18 protein-coding genes and 5 tRNA genes are annotated in these 17,363 nt (G+C 44.6%); all 23 read right to left on the reverse strand.

The genetic code is table 11. The annotated features are described in order from the left end of the window. Window positions 1–52 precede the first annotated feature (52 nt). A complete protein-coding gene (rpoB, locus tag K5620_RS18840) occupies window positions 53–4,087 on the reverse strand; it encodes a DNA-directed RNA polymerase subunit beta (RefSeq protein ID WP_016404038.1) in 4,035 nt (1,344 codons plus the stop codon). 225 nt (window positions 4,088–4,312) lie between these two features. Further along, entirely contained in the window at window positions 4,313–4,678 is a 366-nt protein-coding gene (rplL, locus tag K5620_RS18845; protein WP_016404039.1) for a 50S ribosomal protein L7/L12, read from the reverse strand. 54 nt (window positions 4,679–4,732) lie between these two features. Beyond that, entirely contained in the window at window positions 4,733–5,227 is a 495-nt protein-coding gene (gene rplJ, locus K5620_RS18850) for a 50S ribosomal protein L10 (RefSeq protein ID WP_016404040.1), read from the reverse strand. Between the two features lie 242 nt (window positions 5,228–5,469). After that, complete coding sequence (gene rplA, locus K5620_RS18855) at window positions 5,470–6,171, reverse strand: 50S ribosomal protein L1 (protein ID WP_016404041.1); 702 nt, start codon at window positions 6,169–6,171, stop codon at window positions 5,470–5,472. A gap of 4 nt (window positions 6,172–6,175) precedes the next feature. After that, entirely contained in the window at window positions 6,176–6,604 is a 429-nt protein-coding gene (gene rplK / locus K5620_RS18860; RefSeq protein ID WP_016404042.1) for a 50S ribosomal protein L11, read from the reverse strand. Window positions 6,605–6,728: 124 nt separating this feature from the next. Next, entirely contained in the window at window positions 6,729–7,274 is a 546-nt protein-coding gene (gene nusG / locus K5620_RS18865) for a transcription termination/antitermination protein NusG (protein WP_016404043.1), read from the reverse strand. After that, entirely contained in the window at window positions 7,274–7,651 is a 378-nt protein-coding gene (gene secE / locus K5620_RS18870; RefSeq protein ID WP_016404044.1) for a preprotein translocase subunit SecE, read from the reverse strand. The genes nusG and secE overlap by 1 nt, the downstream gene beginning before the upstream one ends. A 54-nt stretch (window positions 7,652–7,705) precedes the next feature. Beyond that, window positions 7,706–7,781, reverse strand: a tRNA-Trp gene (locus tag K5620_RS18875). Window positions 7,782–7,967: 186 nt separating this feature from the next. Then, the gene (gene tuf / locus K5620_RS18880; protein WP_221077417.1) at window positions 7,968–9,152 is read right to left on the reverse strand and encodes an elongation factor Tu; all 1,185 of its coding nucleotides are present in this window, start codon (window positions 9,150–9,152) and stop codon (window positions 7,968–7,970) included. Window positions 9,153–9,246: 94 nt separating this feature from the next. Continuing rightward, window positions 9,247–9,322: transfer RNA gene (locus K5620_RS18885), tRNA-Thr, on the reverse strand. Between the two features lie 4 nt (window positions 9,323–9,326). Then, window positions 9,327–9,401 (reverse strand) — tRNA-Gly (locus K5620_RS18890). A gap of 37 nt (window positions 9,402–9,438) precedes the next feature. Continuing rightward, window positions 9,439–9,522 (reverse strand) — tRNA-Tyr (locus K5620_RS18895). A gap of 43 nt (window positions 9,523–9,565) precedes the next feature. Next, a tRNA-Thr gene (locus tag K5620_RS18900) sits at window positions 9,566–9,641 on the reverse strand. A gap of 111 nt (window positions 9,642–9,752) precedes the next feature. After that, the gene (gene birA / locus K5620_RS18905) at window positions 9,753–10,715 is read right to left on the reverse strand and encodes a bifunctional biotin--[acetyl-CoA-carboxylase] ligase/biotin operon repressor BirA (RefSeq protein ID WP_016403507.1); all 963 of its coding nucleotides are present in this window, start codon (window positions 10,713–10,715) and stop codon (window positions 9,753–9,755) included. Next, a complete protein-coding gene (gene murB / locus K5620_RS18910; RefSeq protein WP_016403506.1) occupies window positions 10,702–11,769 on the reverse strand; it encodes a UDP-N-acetylmuramate dehydrogenase in 1,068 nt (355 codons plus the stop codon). The genes birA and murB overlap by 14 nt, the downstream gene beginning before the upstream one ends. Beyond that, complete coding sequence (gene coaA, locus K5620_RS18915; RefSeq protein ID WP_016403505.1) at window positions 11,766–12,719, reverse strand: type I pantothenate kinase; 954 nt, start codon at window positions 12,717–12,719, stop codon at window positions 11,766–11,768. Before coaA ends, murB begins: the two co-directional genes overlap by 4 nt. 69 nt (window positions 12,720–12,788) lie before the next feature. After that, window positions 12,789–14,993, reverse strand: coding sequence for a GumC family protein (locus tag K5620_RS18920; RefSeq protein WP_016403504.1), 2,205 nt, complete (start codon window positions 14,991–14,993; stop codon window positions 12,789–12,791). Between the two features lie 180 nt (window positions 14,994–15,173). Beyond that, a complete protein-coding gene (gene rpsQ, locus K5620_RS18925) occupies window positions 15,174–15,419 on the reverse strand; it encodes a 30S ribosomal protein S17 (protein WP_016403503.1) in 246 nt (81 codons plus the stop codon). Continuing rightward, a complete protein-coding gene (gene rpmC, locus K5620_RS18930) occupies window positions 15,419–15,610 on the reverse strand; it encodes a 50S ribosomal protein L29 (RefSeq protein ID WP_016403502.1) in 192 nt (63 codons plus the stop codon). Before rpmC ends, rpsQ begins: the two co-directional genes overlap by 1 nt. After that, on the reverse strand, window positions 15,610–16,020 hold the full coding sequence (gene rplP / locus K5620_RS18935; protein ID WP_016403501.1) for a 50S ribosomal protein L16: 411 nt from the start codon (window positions 16,018–16,020) through the stop codon (window positions 15,610–15,612). The genes rpmC and rplP overlap by 1 nt, the downstream gene beginning before the upstream one ends. An 11-nt stretch (window positions 16,021–16,031) precedes the next feature. Continuing rightward, entirely contained in the window at window positions 16,032–16,730 is a 699-nt protein-coding gene (rpsC, locus tag K5620_RS18940; RefSeq protein WP_016403500.1) for a 30S ribosomal protein S3, read from the reverse strand. A gap of 10 nt (window positions 16,731–16,740) precedes the next feature. Then, window positions 16,741–17,073 (reverse strand): 50S ribosomal protein L22, encoded by a 333-nt coding sequence (rplV, locus tag K5620_RS18945; protein WP_016403499.1) that lies wholly within the window; start codon window positions 17,071–17,073, stop codon window positions 16,741–16,743. A gap of 11 nt (window positions 17,074–17,084) precedes the next feature. Then, window positions 17,085–17,363 carry a 30S ribosomal protein S19 gene (gene rpsS, locus K5620_RS18950; protein ID WP_026959667.1) on the reverse strand — a complete coding sequence of 93 codons (279 nt, stop codon included), beginning with the start codon at window positions 17,361–17,363 and terminating at the stop codon, window positions 17,085–17,087.

Below are 17,363 nucleotides of genomic sequence, written 5' to 3' on the forward strand. Positions count from 1 at the left end.
GCGTTTCTAATGAAACGCCCGCCTTGCTTTTAATTCAGGTGAAGTCCTGTGCTTACAGCTCATCCAACTCAATGTTGATACCAAGAGAGCGAATCTCTTTGAGCAACACGTTGAACGACTCAGGCATTCCTGGCTCCATCTGGTGGTTACCATCAACGATGTTCTTGTACATCTTAGTACGACCGTTAACGTCATCAGATTTAACCGTTAGCATTTCCTGTAGGGTGTAAGCAGCACCGTATGCTTCTAGTGCCCATACTTCCATCTCACCGAAGCGCTGACCACCAAACTGTGCTTTACCACCTAGAGGTTGCTGAGTAACCAAGCTGTAAGAACCAGTAGAACGAGCGTGCATCTTGTCATCAACCAAGTGGTTAAGTTTCAACATGTACATGTAACCAACAGTTACAGGGCGCTCAAATTCTTGACCGGTACGGCCGTCACGTAACACGATTTGACCTGAATCAGGTAAGTCGGCTAAACGTAATAGCTCTTTAATTTCAGCTTCTTTAGCACCATCAAATGCAGGGGTAGCCATTGGCACACCGCCACGTAAGTTCTTGGCTAAAGTCATTACTTCTTCATCAGTGAAGCTAGCAACGTCAACTTTAAGCGCGTCATCACCTACGTTGTACACTTTCTGGATGAAGTCACGCAGTTTATCCATTTCGATTTCACGCTGAACTTTCAGCATTTCATCAATTTTTTCACCAACACCTTTAGCTGCTAGGCCTAAGTGGGTTTCAAGGATCTGACCGATGTTCATCCGCGATGGTACACCTAGTGGGTTCAAGCAGATGTCTACTGGGCGACCAGTTTCGTCATAAGGCATATCTTCACGAGGAACAATGGTAGAAATTACACCTTTGTTACCGTGACGACCAGCCATCTTGTCACCAGGTTGAATACGACGCTTAACTGCTAAGTAAACTTTAACAATCTTCAGTACGCCAGGCGCTAAGTCATCACCTTGGGTGATCTTACGGCGCTTAATGTCGAACTGCTTGTCGAATTCAGCTTTGATTTCGTCGTATTGCGCAGCAATTTGTTCTAGCTGCGTTTGCGCGTCTTCATCGCTTAATGCCGCTTCTAGCCACTCTGCTGGTTGCTGGCGGTCTAAGTCAGCTTCTGACTTACCGGCTGCAATCAATACAGATTTAGCACGAGCAAAGATACCGTCTTCAAGGATCTTGAATTCTTCGGTTAAATCTTTTTTCGCTTCTTTAAGCTGCATAGACTCAATTTCTTGAGCACGCTTGTCTTTTTCTACGCCATCGCGAGTAAAGACTTGAACGTCGATTACGGTACCAAATACAGAGTTAGGTACACGTAGTGATGTATCTTTAACATCAGACGCTTTCTCACCGAAGATGGCACGCAATAGCTTCTCTTCAGGTGTTAATTGTGTTTCACCTTTAGGGGTTACTTTACCCACTAAGATGTCACCTGGCTTAACTTCAGCACCAACGTAAACAATACCTGACTCATCAAGTTTGCTTAGCGCTGATTCACCAACGTTTGGAATATCGGCTGAGATTTCTTCACTGCCAAGCTTAGTATCACGAGCGATACAGCTTAACTCTTGAATGTGAATAGTAGTAAAGCGATCTTCTTTAACTACGTTCTCAGAAATACCGATTGAATCCTCAAAGTTGTAACCATTCCAAGGCATGAACGCTACGCGCATGTTTTGACCCAATGCCAACTCACCTAAGTCAGTTGAAGGACCATCTGCTAGTACGTCGCCTTTAGCTACCAATTCGCCTGATTTAACTACCGGACGTTGGTTGATACAGGTGTTTTGGTTAGAACGGGTGTACTTTGTTAGCGTGTAAATGTCGATACCTGCCTCACCAGGAAGCATCTCGTCTTCATTTACTTTAACTACGATGCGGCTAGCATCTGCGTAGTCAACCGTACCGCCACGTTTCGATACAACAGTTACACCAGAGTCAACCGCTACAGCACGTTCAATACCAGTACCTACCAACGGCTTATCAGCACGCAGTGTTGGTACAGCTTGACGTTGCATGTTAGAACCCATCAATGCACGGTTTGCATCATCGTGTTCTAGGAACGGAATCAACGATGCCGCCACAGAAATAATCTGCTGAGGACTTACGTCCATGTACTGAATTTGGTCAGTAGGCATGTAGGTTGATTCACCCTTGTGGCGACAAGGTACTAAATCTGTTTCAAGTAATTTACCATTTGCGTCGGCTTCAGCGTTTGCCTGAGCGATCACATAAGTGCCTTCATCAATCGCTGATAAGTAATCTACTTCATCAGTGATTTGGCCTTCAATTACTTTGCGGTAAGGGGTTTCTAAGAAACCAAACTCATTAGTGCGAGAGTAAACCGCCAACGAGTTAATCAAACCAATGTTTGGACCTTCCGGCGTTTCAATCGGACATAAACGACCGTAGTGCGTTGGGTGTACATCTCGCACTTCAAAGCCAGCACGTTCACGAGTTAAACCACCTGGGCCTAATGCAGAAACACGACGTTTGTGTGTTACTTCAGAAAGCGGGTTGTTTTGATCCATGAACTGAGACAATTGGCTTGAACCAAAGAACTCTTTAACCGCAGCCGAGATTGGCTTAGCGTTAATTAAGTCTTGTGGCATCAATGCATCAAGGTCACCTAAGCTTAGGCGCTCTTTAACAGCACGCTCTACACGTACTAGACCAACGCGGAATTGGTTTTCAGCCATTTCGCCTACGCTACGAATACGACGGTTACCAAGGTGGTCGATATCATCAACTTCACCACGGCCGTTACGAATTTCGATTAGCGTTTGCATAACCTTAACGATGTCTTCTTTATCAAGTACACCAGCCACTGAACCGTCTTCACGGCCAACACGGCTGTTGAACTTCATACGGCCTACTGTTGACAAGTCGTAACGGTCGCCGTTAAAGAACAAGTTCTCGAACAAGGCTTCTGCTGCGTCTTTTGTTGGTGGCTCACCAGGACGCATCATACGGTAGATTTCAACTAACGCCTCTAGGCGGTTTGTTGAAGAATCAACACGCAAGGTATCAGAGATAAATGAACCATGATCTAAGTCATTGGTATAAATCGTTTTTATCACCGAGTGACCTGCTTGCGAAAGCGCAGCAATTAACTCTAGGTTTAATTCGCTGTTAGCCTCGGCAATAACTTCACCAGTGCTTTCGTCAACATACTCTTCAGCCAATACTTTATCAGCAAGGTACTCAACCGGCACTTCGATTTGCTCAACGCCTGATTTTTCCAGTTGACGAATATGGCGCGCTGTTACACGACGGCCTGCTTCAATCAATACTTCGCCGTTTAGCATAACGTCGAAAGAAACAGTGTCACCACGTAAACGGGCTGGTACTAGCTCCATCATCACCTTACCGTCTTTCAATTCGAAAGCAGTAGAGTCAAAGAAGGTTTCTAGAATCTCTTGCGTGGTCATTTCTAACGCGCGCAAAATAATAGATGCTGGAAGCTTACGACGACGGTCGATACGAACAAACAAGTTGTCTTTAGGATCGAATTCGAAGTCTAACCATGAACCACGGTAAGGAATAACGCGCGCGTTATATAACACTTTACCTGATGAATGTGTTTTACCACGGTCATGATCGTAGAATACACCAGGACTACGGTGTAACTGAGATACGATAACACGCTCTGTACCATTAATTACAAAGGTACCGTTACCTGTCATCAATGGGATTTCACCCATGTATACTTCTTGCTCTTTGATGTCTTTAACCGTGCCAGCCGGAGCCTCACGATCAAACAACACTAAACGCAATTTAACGCGCAAGGGAGCAGAGTAGGTGACTCCACGAATTTGACATTCTTTAACGTCAAAAACCGGCTCGCCAAGACGATAGCTAACATATTGTAGCTCTGAATATCCTGAATAACTGGCAATCGGGAATACACTGCGGAATGCAGCTTCCAGCCCATACTCGCCTTCAGGATCGATCTCTATGAATTTCTCAAAAGAGTCAAGCTGTATTGAAAGCAGGTAAGGCGTGTCCACTACTTGAGGACGTTTTCCAAAGTCCTTACGAATGCGTTTTTTCTCTGTATAAGAGTAAACCATATGGTTCCTCAGCTCGCTGATAAGTGACCCACTCTGTCCGCAAAATCTGGGACAGTTCTTACATACCGTTTGTCATTGTCGAAGAGAATTCCTTCTCTAAGTTTTTTGCTAGACGCACCATCTAAAACGGTGATAAAAAAGACGGCGTCCTACAGCGCAAAAAGGCCGGTGATTAAATAACCACCAGCCATAGCCTATAAAGGCTGCAATCTACTTATAGGTAGATTACTTAAGCTCAACAGAAGCACCAGCTTCTTCAAGAGCAGCTTTAAGAGCTTCAGCTTCTTCTTTCTCAACGCCTTCTTTGATTGCAGCAGGAGCTGAATCAACAAGACCTTTAGCTTCTTTCAGGCCTAGACCTGTAGCGCCACGTACCGCTTTAATAGCAGCAACTTTGTTAGCGCCAGCAGCAGTAAGAATTACGTCGAATTCTGATTGCTCTTCAGCAGCAGCACCAGCGTCACCAGCAACAGCAACAGCTGCAGCAGCAGATACGCCGAACTTCTCTTCCATAGCTTCGATTAGTTCAACAACGTCCATTACTGACATTTCAGCAACAGCTTCGATAATTTGGTCTTTAGTGATAGACATGACTCAAATTCCTAAATTCAATTAAATTTATAAAATAATGTAGCAACAAGCAAATTATGCTGCTTCTGACTCTTTTTGATCGCGTAGTGCGGCCAGAGTGCGAACCAGCTTGCCTGCAGAAGCTTCTTTCATAGTTGCCATTAACTTGGCAATTGCTTCTTCGTAAGTTGGTAGTTTTGCAAGAACGTTTACGTCTGCTAATGCACCTTCAAATGCTGCTGCACGTACTTCAAAGTTGTCTTGCTCTTTAGCGAAGTCTGTAAATAGACGCGCTGCAGCACCTGGGTGCTCATTAGAGAAGGCAATCAAAGTAGGACCAGTGAATGACTCAGTAAGACATTCTAGGTCTGTGCCAGCTACTGCACGACGAGCAAGGGTATTACGTACCACTTGCATAGATACGCCAGCTTCACGTGCTTTAGCACGAAGTGAAGTCATCGCATCTACAGTTACGCCACGTGAATCAGCAACTACTGCAGAAAGTGCACCTTTGGCAGCTTCGTTGACGCCAGCAACAATTTGCTTCTTGTCTTCGAGTCTTAAGGCCATTGGCTTTACTCCTGGATTCCAATACCAGATAAATCTGGTGTTTACTTCCCTCTAAGTCATTAGATTTAGAGGCCTTTACGGTTTGGTTGTCCAGAATAAAAAATTTATTCTTGGGTTTCCTCACCATCTACGTAGGAGATTAAGCTAGAAACTAGCACCTACGGTCTTGGATGAGGGCATAAGCCCTGACCCATAAATACAAAGCGCAAAATGATAGTATAAATTTTGCGCTTTGTAAATGATTAAGCTTGAGTATCTAAAGTAGCTACATCAACAGTTAGACCAGCACCCATAGTGGTTGATAGGCTAACTTTCTTGATGAACTGACCTTTAGATTGAGCAGGTTTTGCTTTTTTAAGAGCAACAACCAATGCTTCAAGGTTCTCTTTAAGCTTGTCAGCATCAAAATCGGCTTTACCAATAGTAGTATGGATAATACCGTTTTTGTCGTTGCGGTAACGAATCTGACCCGCTTTAGCTAGTTTAACTGCATCAGCTACGTTAGGAGTAACTGTACCCACTTTAGGGTTAGGCATTAAACCACGTGGACCTAGGATTTGACCTAGTTGACCAACAACGCGCATTGCATCTGGAGAAGCAATTACTACGTCGAAGTCCATCTCACCTGCTTTAACTTGAGCAGCCAAGTCGTCCATACCAACTACGTCAGCACCAGCTTCAGTAGCGGCTTCGGCGTTAGCACCTTGAGTAAATACAGCAACACGAACGTTACGACCAGTACCGTGTGGTAGTACAGTAGCACCACGAACGTTTTGGTCAGATTTACGTGGGTCAACACCAAGGTTAACCGCTGCATCTACGCTTTCTAGGAACTTAGCTGACGCTAATTCTTTTAGAAGAGCAACAGCTTCGTTTACTGAGTATTCTTTTGTTGAATCAACTTTTTCGTTGATCGCACGCATGCGCTTAGAAAGTTTTGCCATCGTATTAGCCCTCTACAACCAAGCCCATAGAACGGGCAGAACCTTCAATTGAACGAACCATTGCGTCTACGTCAGCACCAGTCATATCTACTGCTTTAGTATTAACAATTTCTTCTAGTTGAGCGCGTGTTACTTTGCCAACTTTTTCTTTGTTTGGAACACCAGAACCAGACTTGATGCCAGCCGCTTTCTTCAATAAGTAAGAAGCAGGTGGAGTTTTGGTTTCAAAAGTGAAAGAACGGTCAGAATAAACAGTAATTACTACTGGTACTGGCGCGCCTTTTTCAATTGAATCTGTTTTCGCGTTGAATGCTTTACAGAATTCCATGATGTTTACACCATGTTGACCTAGAGCAGGACCAACTGGTGGTGACGGGTTTGCGGCACCCGCAGCAACTTGAAGCTTAATATAAGCTTGGACTTTTTTAGCCATTTTAAATTTACCTTATTTTGGGTTCAAACGCCTTTCGCACATGCGATTAGCTTCCCGATAGAACAAAGGGCAGCGGATTATAGTCGATCCCCTGCCCTAAAAACAACTGATTGTTTATTTTTTATCAGCCTTTCTCGATTTGTCCGAATTCTAGCTCTACTGGCGTAGCTCGGCCGAAAATCAATACTGATACTTTTACACGGCTCTTTTCGTAATCCACTTCTTCGATAGTACCGTTGAAGTCGGCGAATGGGCCATCGGTAACACGAACCACTTCGCCTGGTTCGAATAGAGTTTTTGGTCTTGGCTTATCACTGGTTTCATCCAAGCGATCCAAGATAGCTTTCGCTTCTTTATCAGAAATTGGAGCTGGGCGCTCTGCCGTTCCACCAATAAAGCCTAGTACCCGCGGCACACTTTTCACTAAGTGCCAGCTTTCATCGTTTAGATCCATTTGAACCAAAACGTAACCAGGGAAGAACTTGCGCTCACTCTTACGTTTTTGACCAGCGCGCATTTCAACTACTTCTTCAGTCGGTACTAGAATCTCACCAAAAGAATCTTCCATAGAATGGATTTGGATGTACTCTTTTAATGATTTAGATACGCGAGCTTCATAGCCAGAAAAAGCCTGAACCACGTACCAACGCAATTTGCGCTCTTCAGTCATTAGATACCTACCCCTGTTACAAAGGCAACTAGGCGAACCAATATCGCATCTAGGCCCCACAAAATTAGTGACATGAATGCAGTAGCAGCTAATACAATCATGGTAGTTTGAATGGCTTCTTGACGAGTAGGCCAGATAACCTTACGCACTTCCATACGCGACTCTTTAGCAAATTCGAAGGCTTGCTTGCCTTTATTGGTTTGCGATGCAATGCCTAAAGCAGCAATCACGGCAATCACAACACCGATTACACGCACCAAGATCGACATATCTGTATATAGGTAGTTACCTACAACAGCGGCGATTAAAATTAGAGCAGCTAATGCCCATTTTAGGCCATCTAACGACCCACTTTGGTTTTCAGTACTGGTACTCATCAAACAACCTACAAATAATCCCACAAAATCATAAATCCCTTCATATAGGGATAGTGGCAGGGGTGGAGAGATTCGAACTCCCAACATTCGGATTTGGAATCCGACGTTCTGCCATTGGAACTACACCCCTATAGCACGAAGCCCGACATTATAGGCACTTTGTTTCAAGATTGTAACCCTTGAATGTCGAAAAAACGCGACTAGGCAAACAATAAATTGCCCGGGTATTTATAACACCAGAGCAGAACTTAAAGATCTTGCCTTCAAAAACAAAAAAGGCCGCCTAAGCGACCTTTTTTCTGCTGTGCTACTCTTCTTATTCGAAGATTTTAGCTACAACACCCGCACCTACTGTACGGCCACCTTCACGGATTGCGAAGCGTAAACCTTCGTCCATCGCGATTGGGCAAATTAGCTCTACAACAAATTTCAAGTTGTCGCCTGGCATTACCATTTCTACGCCTTCTGGTAACTCTACAGAACCAGTTACGTCAGTTGTACGGAAGTAGAACTGTGGACGGTAGCCTTTGAAGAATGGCGTGTGACGGCCACCTTCGTCTTTGCTTAGTACGTATACTTCAGCTTCGAACTTGGTGTGTGGAGTAATTGAACCAGGTGCTGCCAATACTTGACCACGCTGTACTTCGTCACGCTTAGTACCACGTAGAAGAATACCACAGTTCTCACCAGCACGACCTTCGTCTAGAAGCTTGCGGAACATTTCTACACCAGTACAAGTTGTCTTAGTAGTCTCTTTAACACCTACGATTTCAATTTCTTCTGAAACCTTGATGATACCGCGCTCTACACGACCTGTTACTACCGTACCACGACCTGAAATTGAGAATACATCTTCAATTGGTAGTAGGAATGGCTTGTCGATGTCACGCTCTGGCTCTGGGATGTAAGTATCTAGCGCTTCTGCTAGTTCTACAATTTTTGCTTCCCACGCTTCTTCGCCTTCTAGGGCTTTAAGCGCTGAACCTTGGATTACTGGAATGTCATCACCTGGGAATTCGTATTCAGATAGAAGTTCACGTACTTCCATTTCTACTAATTCTAGAAGCTCTTCGTCGTCTACCATGTCACATTTGTTCATGAATACGATGATGTAAGGTACACCAACCTGACGAGAAAGTAGGATGTGCTCACGTGTTTGTGGCATTGGGCCATCTGTAGATGCTACTACTAGGATAGCGCCGTCCATCTGTGCTGCACCAGTGATCATGTTTTTAACGTAATCGGCGTGTCCAGGACAGTCTACGTGTGCGTAGTGACGAGTTGGAGTGTCGTACTCTACGTGTGAAGTAGAAATGGTGATACCGCGCTCGCGCTCTTCTGGAGCGTTATCGATTGCTGCGAAATCTTTAGCTTCACCACCGTATACTTTTGCAAGTACGTTGGTAATAGCTGCTGTTAGAGTTGTTTTACCGTGGTCAACGTGGCCAATTGTACCAACGTTTACGTGCGGTTTTGAACGTTCAAATTTTTCTTTAGACATAATAGTCCCTCTGGATAAAGGTCATTGGTACAAAGCACCATTGGTTTACGCTTACCGACCGGTAAAAAGTAATAGGGAGACTAAAAAAGGAATGTGGTGCTGATAGGCAGATTCGAACTGCCGACCTCACCCTTACCAAGGGTGCGCTCTACCAACTGAGCTATATCAGCACTGTGGAGCGGGCAGCGGGAATCGAACCCGCATCATCAGCTTGGAAGGCTGAGGTAATAGCCATTATACGATGCCCGCATCAAACCTTTGGAAGACGACCTACTACCAAAATAAATGGTGGGGGGGGACGGATTCGAACCATCGAAGCTTTCGCGGCAGATTTACAATCTGCTCCCTTTGGCCACTCGGGAACCCCCCCACACTGTCACCTTTTAACAAGGTGAAGCCTTACACTTAAGAGATGGTGCCGATTGCCGGAGTCGAACTGGCGACCTACTGATTACAAGTCAGTTGCTCTACCAACTGAGCTAAATCGGCATCGCTTAAGTGCTGCGCATTCTATGTAATGCATTTATTAAATGCAACAACCAAATGGAAAAAAAAACTAAGGATTGATGTGAACGCGCAAAAATCAGCCAGCAGGCTCAATTATTGGCCGCGTAGCGATACTTCACCGGCCATAAAGGCTTGTTGTTGACCGTTTATTTCAAGCAGTAATTGGCCTTGCTTATCTACGCCTTTTGCCGTGCCTTTTAACTGTCGCTCCTCGGAGAACCGCAAGCTTACCGCTTGTTCTGCAAAAATATCGTAGCGATTCCAACGCTGCTGTAGAGCAGCGAAGCCCTGTAACCGAAATACCTCAAACATCTGATTCAAAGATTCAACAATAGCTATAGCTAGGTCGGTTCTGTTTAAAGGGGGCTTAGCATTCGTTTCTAACTGAGCGAAAGCTTGGTCAATTTGCTCTGCCTGAAGGCTAGCCACTCTAACATTCACTCCTAAGCCAACCACCAAACTAACTTCGCTATTAGCGTGGCCTTGAAGCTCAATTAATACTCCACCAAGCTTTTTACCACCAAGATAAATATCATTTGGCCACTTTAAGCCTAAATCCTTAAAACCAGCCTTTTCTAATGCTTCTACAATCGCTAGCCCAACAGCTAAGCTTAAGCCCATGGCGGCTTCAATGCCATCTTGTAAACGCCACAACAAAGACATACAAAGTTGACCAGCATACGGCGTTTGCCATGCTCGCCCTCTCCTGCCGCGACCAGCACTTTGGTATTCAGCGAGAACCACTTGGCCATGCTCCACGCAGTCTATATTGCTCATTAACCAAGCATTGGTTGAATCAACCTGATCGAATACCAAGGGCATATTATTGGGTAGAGCCAGTTCTAAAACTTTAGAATCTAGCAGAGAGAGCGGCTGAGCCAAGCGGTAACCTTTGCCTTTCACACTATAGATATCTAAACCCAAAACCGAGTACTGCTTGATATAACTAGCAATCGTGGTTCGAGAAACATCAAGTTGCTTAGCTAAGCTTTCGCCAGAGCAAAACTCACCTAATGAGAGAGCGTTTATCAGCTGATAAGGTTTACTCTGCAGCATCGGGCTTGCCTAATACAGTGCTTGGCTCGATCTCACCAGAATGGGTAATAAAACGAACTTCTGGTTGCAGTAACACATTAAAGGATTGCCATACTTGCTGGCGAATGTGGCGACATAGTGCGAGTAAATCGCTAGCTTTTGCGTTGGCTTTGTTAACCAATACCAATGCTTGATCTTGATGCACTGCTGCACCGCCGATTGAATAACCTTTTAGGCCTAGTTTATCAATTAGCCAACCCGCGGCTAACTTAGTTTGTCCCTTGCTTGCTGGATAATTTGGCATCTCAGGGTAACGAGATAGCAAGCTTGAAAGATGCTGTTGGCTAACCAAAGGGTTTTTAAAAAAGCTGCCAGCATTGCCTAATACCTTCGGATCAGGAAGTTTGCTGATGCGCATTCTGCAGACCTCTTCAAACACTGTCTGCGCAGACACATCTTCAGCTAGCTGCTGCAATCCACCATAGTCACGCTTTGCTAGCCATGACTTACTAAGCTTAAAAGTAACCTTGCTGATAACAACTTGGTCTTTTAGCTGAGCTTTGAAAATGCTGTCTCGATAAGCAAATTTGCACTGTTTACTGCTGAGAGTTTGCATGCTGTTAGTCAGCAAAGAGTAAAATTCAACCTCACTGCATACATTGGCTAGCTCAATGCCATAAGCGCCAATGTTTTGTACTGGAGACGCACCCACTGTTCCGGGAATCAGAGCTAAATTCTCTAAGCCAGGCATTCCTTGTTTAACAGTCCACTGCACAAACTGGTGCCAATCTTCTCCCGCTGCTGCTTTAATGGTGTAGGTCTCTGCGTCATCACTGACTTCAATGCCGCGTAACTTATTTACTATAACTAGCCCGCTAAAGTCTTCTAGCAGCAGTAAGTTAGAGCCTCCACCAATCACCATCCACGGTAGTTGCTTAGAGCCCACCCAGGCAATGAGCTCTTTGATGTCTTCAGCATGTTTTAATTCAACAAAATGCTTAGCTTTAGCCGCTAAAGCAAAGGTATTGTAGGGGCTTAAATCAACATCACTTTGTATCGAGGAAACTACACTCATTTTCTTAAACGAACCCGACTTACTTCATGGTTAGCACTTTTTTCTAAAATCAAATCAGCGCGCTCTCGGGTGGGAAGAATATTCTCAATCAAATTTACGTGGTTAATTGAAGACCAGATCTGCTTAGCAATCTCCGCGGCTTCATTTTCATCAAGTCGAGCGTAATGATGGAAATAGTTGTTGGGGTGAGTAAAAGCGCTAGCCCGTAACTTTTGAAAGCGTTCGATATACCAAGTTTCAAGAAGCTCTGGTTCGGCATCAACAAATATTGAAAAGTCTAGGTAATCGGAAACAAATACCTGCCGAGGTTGATTGGGATAATCGCGGGCAGACTGCAACACGTTTAAGCCTTCAAGAATAACAATATCCGGCTGTTCTACTTTAATCTGCTTATCTTTTACGATGTTATAGGAAAGGTGAGAATATACGGGCGCCGAAACACTCTCCTCTCCAGATTTAAGCGCTGCCACAAAATCGACCAAGGCTTTTTGATCATAACTTTCAGGGAAACCTTTACGCTGCATCAAGCCTCTCGCTTCAAGCTCTTCGTTAGGCAATAAGAAACCGTCGGTGGTTACAATATCAACCTTAGGATGCTCCGGCCAACGTTGCAGCAGCGCCTGTAAGATCCGCGAAGTGGTACTTTTTCCTCCGGCGACACTACCAGAAACACCAATAATATAAGGGACATGTTTTCCACTACCCAAAAAATTAGCTAATACTTCTCGGCGGTCTTGGCGCGCTTTAACGTATAAGTTGAGCAAGCGAGATAACGGCAGGTAAATATCTACAACCTGAGGCAGGGACAGCGCTTCGTTAATACCACGAATGCTTTCAAGATCATCTTCGGTAAGAGTAAGAGGTACTGATTGACGGAGTGTTGACCAAGCTTCGCGTTCAAAATCTAAATAACTAAACGCATGCGGCGCGGTGGTGTAAGTTGCTGGCATGGGCCCTTCCTATATAGTGCGGCACAACCATATACCAAAACTAAATAACTCTCCAGCTTAAGGCAGGATTTAACCCTGTTTGCGGAATTTGTCTTCGCGTAAGGGAACTACTTTAGGGCTGCGTTCAACCAAATGAACAGAAGGTAGGTCGTAATCGTAAGCACGTTTGTTGCGGGCGACTTTATTAAATACTACGCCAGATATTTCTAAATCCATCCGCGCCAACTTATTCAAAGCATTCTCTATTGATTTGCCATCAGTTCGTTCCGCCTGCACAACCAACAACGTGGCGTCTACCGAAGGTGCAACCATAACCGCATCACTAACCTGCATTAATGGGCCGGTTTCAATAACAATGCGATCGTAGTGCTGACGTAGGCCCTTAAGCAACAGCTTGAACTTTTTAGAGGCTAATAAAGAGGTAGAGTGTCGGTCAATCAAACCTGCGGTTAGAACATCAAAACCTAACTGGTTATCACGGTGAATACATTGCGATACAGAATGAGTACGCGCGAGTAAGTGGGTTAAACCCGGTTGTGACAACGAGTAATTTAAGTAGGTAGAAACCGAAGCACGGCGTAAGTCAGCATCAATCAACAATACCTTTTCTACATCACTACAGGCCGAGGCTGTTTGGATGGTTAAACTGGTTTTGCCCTCACCTTCTAAAGCAGAGGTAAACAACACTACTTGGCCGCGGTTTGGCCGCATTTGTAAACGCGCTCGCAAAGAACGCAGTGGCTCACCCAACCAAGGGTGAACACCTTGTCTGAGCCATTTGTTGCTGCGAACCTTCACTTTTGGTACTTCAGCTATCACTTCAACACTTAGCGCATTTTCCAGCTCATCAACCGTTGAGAACGTACGTGACATAGCCTGTCTAAGTAATACAAACACCACACTCAAAATACCGGCAAGCATGCCGGCTAGTATCACGATGATTGCTTTCTTTGGTTTAATTGGAGACTCAGGGATCCGTGCGCTATCAACCAACTGAGCATAACCCCGGTTGAATCCTTCTGCGGCTTCGGCTTCCTTAAACTTCTCAAGGAAAGTGTTGTAAAGTCGGGTATTACTTTCTATCTCGCGAGTCAGTTGGTTAAAACGCGTTGTCTTGCGGCTAAGGTCTTGATATCTCACCTTAGCTAATCGTAAAGATTCTGATAAAGCGGCTTCGCGCGCAACAGCAGACTGATAGCTTTTCTCGATACCTGAGATAATAAAATCGGTTTGGCTGCGTAGCTCTAATTCAACCCTTGAGATCTCTCCCGTCAAGGACACACGCTTAGGGTGTTTAGGTCCATAACGCTTAGCTAAGTCGGCTTGTTCTAATTCCAGCTCAATCCGTCGGCGCTTAATATTTTGCACCATAGGATCACGTTGAATCTCACTTAGGGAGGTTAGTTTATTTAAATCGCCAGTGGCGGTGCGTCTTACTAGATTCCATAGCGCACTGGCCTCACTTTTGATCCGCTGAGCTTCCAGTTGCTGAGTTGTCAGTTGCTGCAGCTCTTTACCGATAAGCCCTAAGATACCTTCCTGATCAACTAGGTTTTCTTGCTCGCGATACAGCTGCAGTTCAACTTCTGAGCTCTGCAGGGCAGACTTTAAGCGATTCAGCTCTTGCAATAACCAGCCAATAGTTTGATCAGTGGCCGCTTCACTAGAGCTTCGGTGATACTCAATATAGGCTTCTGCTACCGCGATAGAGACTTGCTGAGCCAGTAACTTGTCCCAGCTTCTAAATTTGATTTCGACTAAACGACTCTTAGGTAAAGGCGTTACCGATAGTCGACTTTTAAATACCCTTAATATCTGGGCTTCACTTGGTGAATTAGTGCTACTAAATTGGGAACTATAGCCTAGGGTAATGACCTGCCACCAATAACGCCAAGGGGCAATTGGTTTGCGTAAGAATTCAGGGTGATGTTGTAAATCTAACTTATGAATAACCGCTAATGCGATACGCTCAGAACGAAGAATTTCTGTTTCAGTATTAAAATATGCTTCAGCTTGGGTATCGAAGTTGTAGACATCTTCTACAGCTACCATTTTGGTTTGGCTGTAACCGATCATTAGCTTAGAGGATGCTTGGTATAACGAAGGCAGTGCTTTTACATACAACATACTTAGCAGCAACGTGACCATCACAACCAAGATAATGTTTAATTTTGCTTGCCACAAAGTAACAAAGAGATGACGTAAATCGACTTCTTTGCTCTCCCTATTTTGTGACGACTTCTGCTCTTCCATGAACCTAAACGGTGACTCCATTACCTAATGTACTTCCTATAACTAACTGATACTGCCAGCTCAGCGGGCTACATGCAATTAGGAAATATTGGAATTGCAGGTGAAAAAAATGCTTCATGCTGCAAAAAACAATAATAATATAATTGTTATTAATAAACGAAAAAAGGCTCCCAATGGGAGCCTTTTTCATAGTTTTAAAGCTTAGGCTTTAACTACTACGTCTACCAAAGTCCAAGACTTAGTCTTAGAGATTGGAGCACATTCTCTGATGGTAACTACATCGCCTTGAGCGGCAACATTAGCTTCATCATGAGCGTGTAGCTTAGTAGTGCGTTTGGTGTATTTCCCGTAGATAGGGTGTTTAACCTGACGCTCAATAGCAACAACAATAGACTTGTCCATTTTGTCGCTAACTACTTTACCTTGCAATGTACGGATATCGCTCATTACGCACCTGCCTTCTGATTCAGAATTGTTTTCACACGCGCGATATCGCGACGTACGTTTTTAAGCAAGTGAGTTTGAGCCAATTGGCCAGTACTTGCTTGCATACGCAAGTTGAATTGCTCACGAAGCAGGTTTAGTAGCTCAGCTTTAAGCTCTTCAACACTTTTATCTTTAAGTTCGTTCGCTGTCATTACATCACCGTCCGCGTTACAAAAGTGGTGCTAATAGGTAACTTACGCGCAGCAAGCTCGAAAGCTTCGCGAGCAAGACCTTCTGAAACGCCGTCCATTTCATACAGAACTTTGCCTGGCTGAATTTGGGCTACCCAGTATTCCACGTTACCTTTACCTTTACCCATACGAACCTCAAGAGGCTTCTGAGTAATCGGCTTGTCTGGGAATACACGGATCCAGATTTTACCTTGACGTTTAATGTGACGAGTCATCGCACGACGTGCTGCTTCGATCTGACGAGCAGTAAGACGGCCACGACCGGTCGCTTTAAGACCGAAGTCGCCAAAAGACACGTTTTGTCCTTTGCCTAAACCACGGTTACGACCAGTGTGTTGCTTACGGAATTTAGTACGTTTTGGTTGTAACATTCCCGGTTCTCCTATTTAGCGTTGCGCTTGTTACCGCGCTTCGGCTTAGAAGGAGCTTCAGGTGCTGCAGCCACTGGCATTCCGCCAAGTACTTCGCCTTTAAAGATCCAAACTTTAACGCCGATGATACCGTAAGTAGTCAACGCTTCTGAAGTTGAGTAATCGATATCAGCACGTAAAGTGTGTAGAGGTACACGACCTTCACGGTACCATTCAGCACGAGCAATTTCTGCACCGCCTAAACGACCACTAACTTGAACCTTGATACCTTTAGCGCCTAGGCGCATTGCGTTTTGTACTGCGCGCTTCATAGCACGACGGAACATAACACGACGCTCTAGCTGGCTAGAGATAGAGTCTGCTACTAATTTAGCGTCTAACTCAGGCTTACGAACTTCTGAGATATTGATTTGCGCAGGTACGCCAGCTAATTTAGCTACGTTCTTGCGAAGTTTTTCAACATCTTCACCTTTCTTACCAATTACAACACCTGGGCGAGCAGTGTGAATAGTTACACGGATGCTCTTAGCAGGACGTTCAATAGTAATGCGAGATACAGAAGCGCTTTTCAATTCTTTAGTTAAGAATTGACGCACTTTGTGGTCGCTGTAAAGGTTATCTGCGTATTCACCTTTATCGGCATACCAGGTTGAATTCCATGGTTTTACGATACCTAGGCGAATACCATTAGGATGTACTTTCTGACCCATTGCTTATCTCCTAGTTATCAGACACAACCACAGTGATGTGGCTGGTACGCTTGATAATACGGTCGGCTCGGCCTTTAGCACGAGGACGAATACGCTTTAGAGTTGGACCATCATCTACGAAGATTTTGGTGATTTTCAACTCATCAATATCAGCACCTTCGTTGTGCTCAGCGTTAGCAATGGCAGATTCTAGAACTTTCTTAACAAGTCCTGCTGCTTTTTTGCTGCTGAATTGCAACGTAACAAGTGCTTTTTCAACTGGTAGACCACGTACTTGATCTGCAACCAGGCGAGCTTTTTGCGCAGAACCACGAGCAAAACGATGTTTAGCTAAAGCTTCCATTATTTAGACTCCTACTTCTTCTTCGCTTTCTTATCAGCAGCGTGGCCGCGATAAGTACGAGTTGGCGCAAATTCACCCAGTTTATGACCGATCATTTCATCGGTAACAAATACTGGAACGTGCTGACGACCATTATGGACAGCGATGGTCAAACCGATCATTTGTGGAATGATCATTGAGCGACGAGACCAAGTTTTCAATGGTTTCTTGTCCCCGCTTTCCACCGCTTTCTCTACCTTCTTCAACAAGTGTAGGTCAATGAATGGACCCTTCTTGAGAGAACGTGGCAT

The sequence above is a fragment of the Agarivorans albus genome (assembly GCF_019670105.1).
Lineage (GTDB): Bacteria > Pseudomonadota > Gammaproteobacteria > Enterobacterales > Celerinatantimonadaceae > Agarivorans > Agarivorans albus.